This is a genomic window from Candidatus Vampirococcus lugosii, from assembly GCF_018420025.1.
Classification (GTDB): Bacteria; Patescibacteriota; Gracilibacteria; order Absconditabacterales; family Absconditicoccaceae; genus Vampirococcus; species Vampirococcus lugosii.
On record NZ_JAEDAM010000034.1, the window covers coordinates 1 to 9,990 of the forward strand.

Here is a 9,990-nt window from a genome sequence, read left to right on the forward strand (position 1 = left end):
TCTATTTATTTGCAACAGTTCATTATATTCACAAATTTCATTTTCTTCTATATAATTTATTATATTTTTTGCTGTTATATCTCATATTCAATTTATATTTTTTAATTCTTCTTCTCATATTTGCAACAAATTTATTTTATTTTCCTCTTCTTCCAAGTCTTCTATATCTTGTCCATTTTGTTCATCTTCTTCATTTTCCTCTTCTTCCAATTCGTCTATATCCTGTCCATTTTGTTCATCTTCTTCATTTTCCTCTTCTTCCAATTCGTCTATATCCTGTCCATTTTGTTCATCTTCTTCATTTTCATCTTGTCCATATTGTCAATCTTCTTTGTCTTCATTTTTATCTTTTTCCTTTTCACAACTTGTATCAAGATATGTTATATTTTTTATCTCTTCCAATATCTTTTGTCAAACTCTATTTATTTGCAACAGTTCATTATATTCACAAATTTCATTTTCTTCTATATAATTTATTATATTTTTTGCTGTTATATCTCATATTCAATTTATATTTTTTAATTCTTCTTCTCATATTTCTGAGATAGAAAACATTTGAGCAAATAAAAAAATCGGAAAAAATAATAATGTAAAAAATAAATAGATCTTCATAATTTATAAAAAATAAAAAAATAAAAAAATAAATTATTAAATTATTAAATTATTAAAATACATAATTTTTATATAAATATACAAAATATTTTTTCAATACTTTTTTAAAAAATATCAGAAAAATATCTAAATATAAAGTTGATTAGTTTTGAAAAAAGATTATAAATAATTATTTATTTAAATAATATTAAAAATGCCAAGTTATCTTTGACAAAACTTCCTAGAAGATATAAAATATAAAAAAATAATATTAGAAATAATAGAAAAATCAAAAAAAGAATTTGCTTGGGAAAATCTAATTGAAATATGACCTTGAAAAGGTTCTATTAGTAAATATTTAGTTGATAAATATGAAAATATTACTTTTTTTGAAAAAGATGAAAATTTTTATAATATAATTAAAAATTTTAAAAAAGAAAAACAAAAAATAATAATATGAGATGTATTACAATCAAATCTTAACAATTTTAATAAAAATAAAACATTTATATTTTGAAATATTCCATATTATATAACTTCCCCTATATTCAAAAAATTTTTTGTAGAAAATAATTTCATATGATGACTTATTTTAATACAAAAAGAAGTATGAAAAAAAATTAAAAGCGATGCAAACAAAAAATCTTTTTTGCGATGGCTTTTGAATTATTGATATGAAATAAAATATATAGAAACTGTTCCTGCAAAAGCTTTCAATCCTATACCAAAAGTAGACAGTTGTCTAGTATATTTGTCAAAATTGTCAAATAAAAAAAATATAAATTTGGAAGAAGTTATAAATTTTTTGGATATTGTAAATAGATATAAAAGAAAAACACTATGAAAAATATCAAATATAATAAATAAAAAATGAATCTATAAATATAATATACAATGAGAAATATCAAAAAAAAGAATTGAAGAACTTAATTGGGATGATATTAAATATATAATAGATTATAATAAAGAATAATTTATAAAACAATTTTATTGAATAATTTAAATAAATAATTATAAACAATAGATATTTATTTTAATAAATTAAATTCATAAATGAATAAAGCAAAAATTAGTTTGATAAATAAAATTTCATCAAAAACAAATGAAGAAGTTTTTTTGATGTTTAAATTGATATGAGATTTTGAATTTAAGACATGACAATTTGTTATGATAACAACAAATATTGATAACAAAAATATTAAAAGAGCATATAGTATAGCAACAACAAATAAATTATTGCAAGATAAAAAACAAATTTGATTTTATGTAAAAAAAGCATCAGAAAATTGAGTTTCAAATTATTTTACTCAAATAATTAAAGAATGAGATGAATTAGAGATAACTTGACCATATTGACACTTCATAGACAATGAAGAAATAAAAAATTATTTATTAATTAGTGTATGAAGTTGAGTAGGACCTATATTATGAATATATGAAGAAATTATAAATGAAAAAAATAATTTCAATAAATTAGTAAATATTTTTTCAGAAAAAACAGAAAAAAATATTAATTGAATAATCCAAAAAACATTTAATTCAAATGATGAAAAAGTTAAAAATATATTATATTTATCTAGAGATAAAGTTGAATGATATAGAAATTGACATATACAAGATTGACTACAAGAAGCTATTGATTTTTTATGAACCAAAAAAATAAAAGTTTTTATTTGTGGTAAACCAGAAATGGTAGATGATGCAACTAATATTTTATTGAGTAAATGAATAGAAAAAAATAATATAATTTCAGAAAAATATTAATTTTAAAAATAAAATAAATTTATGTTATACATAATACCAACTCCTATATGAAATATTCAAGATATTACATTAAGATGACTTAATTTATTAAAAGAACTTGAAATATTTTTATGTGAAGATACTAGAACTAGTAAAAAATTAATGAATTTATATAATATTGATTATTCAAATAAACAATTTTTTAGTATTACAAGTTATACAAGTGAATGAAAAATAGAATTTTATAAAAAATTAATAGAGGAAACTAATGTATGATTATTAAGCGATGCTGGAACACCATGATTATCAGATCCTTGAAAAAATATCATAAAAATAATTACAGAAAATAATATAAAATTTGAAACATTGCCATGAGCTAGTGCAATAATTCCATGAGTTGTATCTAGTTGATTTGATACATCAAAATTTATATATTTATGATTTCTTCCCAAAAAAAAAATGAAGACTAAAATATATTAAATATATAGTAAATAGTGAAATTCCTGTATTTATATATGAATCTGTATATAGAATAAAAAAATTAATAAATCAAATAAAAGAAGAATGATTTGAAGGTAAAATTTCAATAAATAGAGAAATTAGTAAAATATATGAACAAAAAATAACAGACAATATAGACAAAATAATAGACAAATTAGACAATTGAGAAATAAAAATAAAAGGGGAGTTTGTTGTTTGATTTTTTAATACTAAATGAAAATGTTAAATTTTATTTTCTTCGGTAGATTAACAAAAGAAAAATGATTTGATTTAATATTATATATATTAGATAAATATAAAAATAATAAATATATAAATTTTTATATTTTTTGAAAATGAGATTTGGAAAAAAATTTAAAAAAAATTAATGCTAAAAATATTAAATATTTATGATGGCAAAATATAGAAACTATAAATAAATATTTGGAAAAATCTCATTATACATTGATGCCATCCAAATTTTTGGAAACTTTTGGTTTATCTGCTTTGGAAAGTATAAATAAATGAGTTCCTGTAATTTGATATTGAAAGTGATGACTTAAACAATTTATAACACAAGAATTAGATATAATTAAACAAATATGAAAAAATGATGAAGAAAAAATTGAAAACATAATAAATAAACTAATAAAAGAAATTGAAAATCAAAAAAATAATTGGGCATATAGATCAAAAAAAGCAATTGAAAAATCAAATAATTATAAAAAAGAAACATCGTTAAGGGAGTTTGAAAATATAATTTGAAAAAATAAAAAAATACTTCTGATAAGTGATTCTATTGAAAATATATGATGAATAGAATCATATATTATTAATACTAAAAAATTACGTAATAATAGTTGACACGAAGTAGACAGCTTTTGACTAGGTGGCAAAATAGTAAAATATAGAAAAATATTGATGAGTTTAGTATGATTTAACATTTTTGCATATTGGAATTTAAAGAAAAAAATTAAACAATTTGAACCTGATATTATATGGCTACATTCTGTAAGTAGATATTTATGATTTTTGCCTTTACTTAATTGTAAGTGAAAAAAAACTTTAATAATGTATCATGATTTATGATATTTTCATCCATTTCCTTCAAAAGTTTATGAAGAAGAACAAATAATATGAAAAGTAAATTTAAAAAATTTTATAAAAATGTGAAAATCAAAAAATCCTATTGTAATATTTGCTATTTTTTTGAAACTAATTAATTTAAAATTAATAAATTTTGTGTTAAATAAAAAATGTAATTTTTTTATAATACCATCAGAATTTATGACAAAATATTTACAAAATTGATATTGAATAAAAAAAGAAAAAATAAAAATTTTGAAACATTTTGCAAAATAAAAAAAATTAAATATGTCTAGCTATTACTAATCACCAAACTTTAGTTTTATTAAATTTTTTTTCAATTAATGTAGACACCTGTCTAATTGTCGATCAAGTTGTTGTCACATCATCAATAATAATCAAAACTTTTCATTCCAAATCTAAATTTTCTTTTAATTTAAAAGCTCAATTAAGATTTTTAATTCTCTTTTCTCTATTTAATCTTGCTTGTTTTTGGGTAATTTTTATTTTTTGAAAAACATCTAAAACTGGAATATTTAATTCTTGTCAAAAAGTTTTTGCTAATAAATAAGATTGATTAAATCATCTAACAAAATATTTATTGTACCAATCTTGAGGAATATATGTAATAATTATCTCTTTATCAATTTCTTGTATTGCTTGATTAGATAAAAATATATATTTGATTTGATTTATTAAATCTTTTGATAAAATTCTAGCTCATTTATATTTTAATGATTTAATAATTTTTTTAATAATTCAAGTATAATTAAATCATATTATTATTCATTGTAATGCTTCATTTTCATATTTACATTTTTGACAAATTTTGAAACTATTTGATTTTGACTTACAAATTGGACATATGTCAAAATGAACATTAATATTTTTTTTGCAAGTTTGACATATGTGTTGTCAAACTTGTCTACATCATAAACATGTTTTAGGGAAAATTATATCAAGTATATTCATATGTATTTGATAAGTATAAAAAAATAAATATATTATTATATTAAATTTATAATTTAAATTATAATTATGAATATAGCTTTTGCAGGTGGAGGAACATGATGACATGTATTTCCTATAAAATCAATTATTGATTATATAAAAAAAGATAATAAAATTACAAGTGAATTTGAAAATATTTATTGGTTTGGAGAAAAAAATTCTCTGGAAGAAAAAATTGCTAATGATATAAGTAATGTTAAATTTATAAAAATGATATCTTGAAAATTAAGAAGAGATAAATCTATAATTTCATTTGCAAAAAATATTATTGATTTATTTAAATTTTGATACTGAATTACAAAATCAATTTTTTTATTAAAAAAATATAAAATAGATGTAGTTTTTTGTAAATGATGATATGTTGCACTTCCTGTAGTTATTGCATCCAAAATATTAAGAAAAAAAGTTTTTGTACATGAATCAGATACTGTAGCATGATTGACAAATCGTATTGCCAACAAATTTTCAAATAAATCATATACTTGATTTCCCAAAAGTTTAAAATGATGACAACATATATGACAAATATTATCAGAAAATATATTAAACTTTAATAATTTAGACAAGTTTGACACAAGTTTGACAGGGGAGTTGGACAGTAATTTTAATAAAAAAACTAATATACTTATAGTTTGATGATCACAATGATCAAAAAACAATTTATGAAAATATTATTATCATAATAGAAAAAAATAAAGATATAAAAAAAAATTTTAATTTTTTTATAATACTTGGAAGTATTAATTCAAATTTAAGAAAAAAATTTGAAAATATTGACTGAAGTAAAAATTTCATAAAAATATATGATTTCATAAATCAAAATCAAATGTGATATTTATGTAATATTTGTGATATATGAATTACTCGCGGATGAGCTACTAGTTTGGCAGAACAAAAATTTTTTGATATGAAATTAATAATAATACCATTACCTTATACTTGATGAAACCATCAATATTTTAATGCAAAATATTATGAAAATAAATTTAATGATATACTTGTTGAACAAGACAAAAATATAAATAATAATTTATCAAAAAATTTATATAAACTTAAATTTTATAAAAAAAATAAATCAAATAAAAATATAAATATATTGAACAAAAATATTGAACATATATTAAAAGATATAATATCATAATTACTTTATTAAGCAAATTATTTTTTGACAAATAAATATTATTGTATATAATTTATTGTATATAATAATTTAAAATAAAAATTGAAAATTTAATTAAAAAATATAAAATATAAATTTAATGAAAAATATTAAAACAAAAAAAATTAATAAAAATAACTGAGTAATATTTTACAAAAAAGTTTTAAGTTTATCTATTTTTTTTACTGCATGAATATATATATTCAATATTCCTTTATGAAATAATTTCTTGGCAAATATATCTGATTATTGACTTGGATTATTAACTAATCAAGAAATTTTGGAAAATGTTGATAATATAAAAGATAATAGTGTTGTATGGCCATTGAGACAAGTTACAGATCGATCAAAAGTTGTAAATTATGAAAAAACAAAAAATACTGATTGGAAGGATTTGGAAAATAACTTAAAAACTCCTTTTCCTAATAAGTTTTCTGATACAATAGAAAAATATAAATTTGTATCACCATATAATATATGGGCAACAATAACAAATCCACTGGAAAGAGAAAAAGTAATATTTTATAAAAGATTAATAACAACATTGTGGACAACAAGTTATTCTTGTAGTTTAGAATCTTGTGATCGGTGGATTCCAAATACTTGAACTCATGCTTGAATAGATATTGTATCAAGTACATGAACTCCTGTATACAACAGTATGAATTGAATTGTAATGAGAAAACAAAGTTGAAATACATGATTTGGAAATTATTTAGTTATTCTTACTAATTTTAATTGAGAATTATTAGCTACATTTTATGCACATTTTGATGATTTTCATTGAAATATTAAAGAATGAGATATTATAAAAAAAATGACAACAAATTTGATATATATGAAATACATGAAGTTCAAGTACTCCACATTTACATTTTCAAATAAATAGTCTAGGTCCTATACAAGATATAAAAAAATTTACAGTTGCACAAAAAATGTGGGAGTGATGGAGTGGTAATGATAAAACAATTGAAACAGTTAGAAATTCAACACTAAATCCTATAAGTTTTGTTGAAAAAAATCTTGGAACAGTATGAGATGATTTACAAAGACAAGATATAAATGTAAACACAAATAATATAAATGAAAAAAATAATGAAAATATAAAAAAAGAAAATAAAAATGAAAATGAAGATTTACTTCAACAAATTACTAAACAATTGGAACAAGAATATTCAAATAATATTCAACAAAACAATAACAATAAAAATATTAAAGAAGTATTGGAAATAATAGAAATATCTAATCCAAAAATTGATAATAAATTAACATTATGAGATAATATAAAATTTACAGTAAAAACAAAATGAGAAGATTGAAATATTACTATAAGTAGTAATAATGATGTATTGAAACCATCACAATATACAATTACACCAAAAAAAGAAAAAAATGAATATGAAGTATTAGTTTCAGCTCAAAATATATGAAATTGAAGAGTTGTTTTTAGTGATTGAAAATCAAATAAAGATTATTATTTCAGTGTATATCAAGATGTTCAAGAAATATTTAGTTTATGAATAAACTGACCTGATACTATTTTTAATACTGTTAAACAAAAATTTACTATATATCCTATAGATAAATTATGAAATACTGTAAATTATAATTTAGATTGAAATATTAATATAAGTCTTTTGGATAGAGAAACTAATAAATCATATGATTTAATGAATCAAAAAATAAATAAACAAAATAATTTATTTAAATTTGAAATACAAGCACCAAAAATTAGTAATTATAGATTGATAGTAAATTTTAAAGATGAAAAAAATAATTTATCTGCAAATAAAAATCTAGAAAGCGATATATTTATAGATTACAGTAAAAATGATAAATACTGAAATAGTATGAAAGAATTAAATAAAAAAGGTATTATAAAATGATTTGAATGAAAAATGATGCCAAATAATAATATAATAAGAGCAGAAATAATAACAACATTAGTAAGATATAAATATTGAGATGATTTTGAAAGATTTAAAAATGAAATGAATAAATATATAGAAAAAAACTGAATTTTCTTTGAAGATATAAATCCAGAAGCTCGGTATTCTCCATATATTTTTATGGCATATCAAGATTGAGTTGTAAAATGAGCAGGTTGAACTCATGCTAATCCTACTATTCAAGCACAAAAAGATGAACTTATTGCTTTATATTCTAGATTTTTTAATATTTCAAAAAAAGATCAATTTCCATCTTTTATTGATGTAAATCAAGATGATTGGTTTGTAGATTATGCAAATGCAGCCAAAAATTATAACTTATTCCCTTTTGAAAATAAAAATAAATTTGAATGAAGTGATTTTGTAAGTAGAGAAAAAGCTTTTGAAAGTCTTTATAGATATATGAATGTTTGAGAAAAAATGCAACCCAAAATTAAAACTACAGAACAAAAATTGGAAGATGCAGTAAAAGCACTAATTAATTTCTAAAAAATTAAAATATAAATACATTATTTATAAAATAATTCTTTGATTGTTTTATAATTTTGTCATCATTTTTCTATTATATTATCTGGTAATACTACAGGTTTTCATTTTTTATCAGGATTTTTTTTCCAAAATTCCATAACATAATCTCTAATCACTTGTTTATCCAAAGACTCTGGTTCTTGTCATTGTACAAATCATTCTATTTTCCAAAATCTTGAAGAATCTGGAGTTAAAATTTCATCTATCAAATATAATTTTCATTTTGAATCTAATCAAAATTCAAATTTAGTATCTCAAATCACAACTCAATTTTCATTAGCTAATTTATTAGCTTTTTCATAAATATTAATACTTATTTTTTTTATTTGTTCTGATAATTCTGTTGCATCTATATTATCAAATCATTCTTTCAATAAAAAATTATATAAATAATCTTCCATATTATCATAATTTATATTTATATCTCATTCATCAGATTTAGTAGATGGAGTAAAAATAGCTTTATTAAATTTACTACATTTTTGTAATCATTTTCAAATAAATTCAGAAGTACTTAATTTTCAAGTTTGTGAATCATATCATTTTAATGCCGAACCATATAAATATCATCTTACTATAGCTTCTATAGGTAGAGGATTAAGTTTTTTTACAATTTCAGTTCTATTTTTTAATTTATCTGGAAAATCACTAGGTCGTTCAGGATCAGCAATCATATGTGTATCCAAAAAATCAATAGTCCCAAACCAAAAACGAGATATTTGTGTAAGTGCTTCTCACTTACTTGGTATTAATCAATAATGCACTACATCATGAGTTGATATTCTATCTGTTGCTATCATTATCAATAAATTTTTATCATCAGGATGTTGATATGTCTCTCTAACTTTTCATGAATGTAAATGAGTATATCTATCTGGCAACTTAAGACTATCTGTAATACAATCAGATAAACAAGAAGATAAATCAAATTTATTATTTTCAAAATTAGATTTTTTTATATCTTTTATCGAGTTTTCTAAATTTTCAATTTTTTTCATAATATAAAATATTATTATATAAATATATATATCTATATTAGATATATTTTTTTTAATTAAATCAATATGTAATATATATTCAACTACTTCTAACCAGGCATACATTATATTTTTTAGCTTATATCACATATAATCTTCTTTCCTTAATTCTAATATCATTTCTTTAACCTGAGCTCATACTATTTCCAATCATACCATAGCTAATCATATTGATGATAGTAATATATTATAATAATTATTTAGTCTTTCAACTTCACTTCTTAAATGTATTTTCTATAAATTATATTCTTATTTTAAATATTTATATGTTTCTTCTATTAACCTCATCTTTGTAAACAAAAAATAATTTATTTTATACATGTACTCAAAAAAAGAACATAAAAATCAGAAACTAACAGAAAAGAATCGTAAACATATTCGAAAACTATATTGTGATCAATGGTCT

The 9,990-nt window shown here is 19.8% G+C and carries 11 protein-coding genes; 8 read left to right on the top strand and 3 right to left on the bottom strand.

The window, feature by feature from the left end:
• On the bottom strand, nucleotides 1-555 hold a 555-nt coding region (locus tag VAMP_RS03110), incomplete at its 3' end, for a helix-hairpin-helix domain-containing protein (RefSeq protein WP_213349119.1).
• 250 nt (nucleotides 556-805) lie between these two features.
• Here VAMP_RS03110 and VAMP_RS03115 point away from each other — a divergent pair.
• From VAMP_RS03115 to VAMP_RS03130, 4 genes are all read left to right on the top strand, one after another.
• Complete coding sequence (locus tag VAMP_RS03115; RefSeq protein WP_213349122.1) at nucleotides 806-1,564, top strand: ribosomal RNA small subunit methyltransferase A; 759 nt, start codon at nucleotides 806-808, stop codon at nucleotides 1,562-1,564.
• 80 nt (nucleotides 1,565-1,644) lie between these two features.
• Nucleotides 1,645-2,355, top strand: coding sequence for an FAD-binding oxidoreductase (locus VAMP_RS03120; RefSeq protein WP_213349124.1), 711 nt, complete (start codon nucleotides 1,645-1,647; stop codon nucleotides 2,353-2,355).
• 21 nt (nucleotides 2,356-2,376) lie between these two features.
• Nucleotides 2,377-2,814, top strand: coding sequence for a 16S rRNA (cytidine(1402)-2'-O)-methyltransferase (gene rsmI, locus VAMP_RS03125; RefSeq protein WP_213349127.1), 438 nt, complete (start codon nucleotides 2,377-2,379; stop codon nucleotides 2,812-2,814).
• Nucleotides 2,815-3,054: 240 nt separating this feature from the next.
• Nucleotides 3,055-4,176, top strand: a complete 1,122-nt coding sequence (locus tag VAMP_RS03130) for a glycosyltransferase (protein ID WP_213349129.1) — start codon at nucleotides 3,055-3,057, stop codon at nucleotides 4,174-4,176.
• 6 nt (nucleotides 4,177-4,182) lie between these two features.
• Here the strand turns inward: VAMP_RS03130 and VAMP_RS03135 are convergent, their stop codons facing one another.
• Nucleotides 4,183-4,872: a ComF family protein gene (locus VAMP_RS03135; RefSeq protein ID WP_213349131.1), complete on the bottom strand. Its 690-nt coding sequence runs from the start codon at nucleotides 4,870-4,872 to the stop codon at nucleotides 4,183-4,185.
• Between the two features lie 66 nt (nucleotides 4,873-4,938).
• Between VAMP_RS03135 and VAMP_RS03140 the strand changes: the two genes are divergently transcribed.
• From VAMP_RS03140 to VAMP_RS03155, 4 genes are all read left to right on the top strand, one after another.
• Nucleotides 4,939-5,607: a glycosyltransferase gene (locus tag VAMP_RS03140; protein ID WP_213349134.1), complete on the top strand. Its 669-nt coding sequence runs from the start codon at nucleotides 4,939-4,941 to the stop codon at nucleotides 5,605-5,607.
• Between the two features lie 130 nt (nucleotides 5,608-5,737).
• A complete protein-coding gene (locus tag VAMP_RS03145; RefSeq protein ID WP_213349135.1) occupies nucleotides 5,738-6,052 on the top strand; it encodes a glycosyltransferase in 315 nt (104 codons plus the stop codon).
• A 118-nt stretch (nucleotides 6,053-6,170) separates the two neighbouring features.
• On the top strand, nucleotides 6,171-6,959 hold the full coding sequence (locus tag VAMP_RS03150) for a M23 family metallopeptidase (RefSeq protein ID WP_213349138.1): 789 nt from the start codon (nucleotides 6,171-6,173) through the stop codon (nucleotides 6,957-6,959).
• 46 nt (nucleotides 6,960-7,005) lie between these two features.
• Nucleotides 7,006-8,508 carry an S-layer homology domain-containing protein gene (locus VAMP_RS03155; RefSeq protein ID WP_213349140.1) on the top strand — a complete coding sequence of 501 codons (1,503 nt, stop codon included), beginning with the start codon at nucleotides 7,006-7,008 and terminating at the stop codon, nucleotides 8,506-8,508.
• A gap of 20 nt (nucleotides 8,509-8,528) precedes the next feature.
• Here VAMP_RS03155 and VAMP_RS03160 read toward each other — a convergent pair whose 3' ends face one another.
• On the bottom strand, nucleotides 8,529-9,743 hold the full coding sequence (locus VAMP_RS03160; protein WP_213349143.1) for a phosphoribosylaminoimidazolesuccinocarboxamide synthase: 1,215 nt from the start codon (nucleotides 9,741-9,743) through the stop codon (nucleotides 8,529-8,531).
• Between the last annotated feature and the right edge of the window lie 247 nt (nucleotides 9,744-9,990).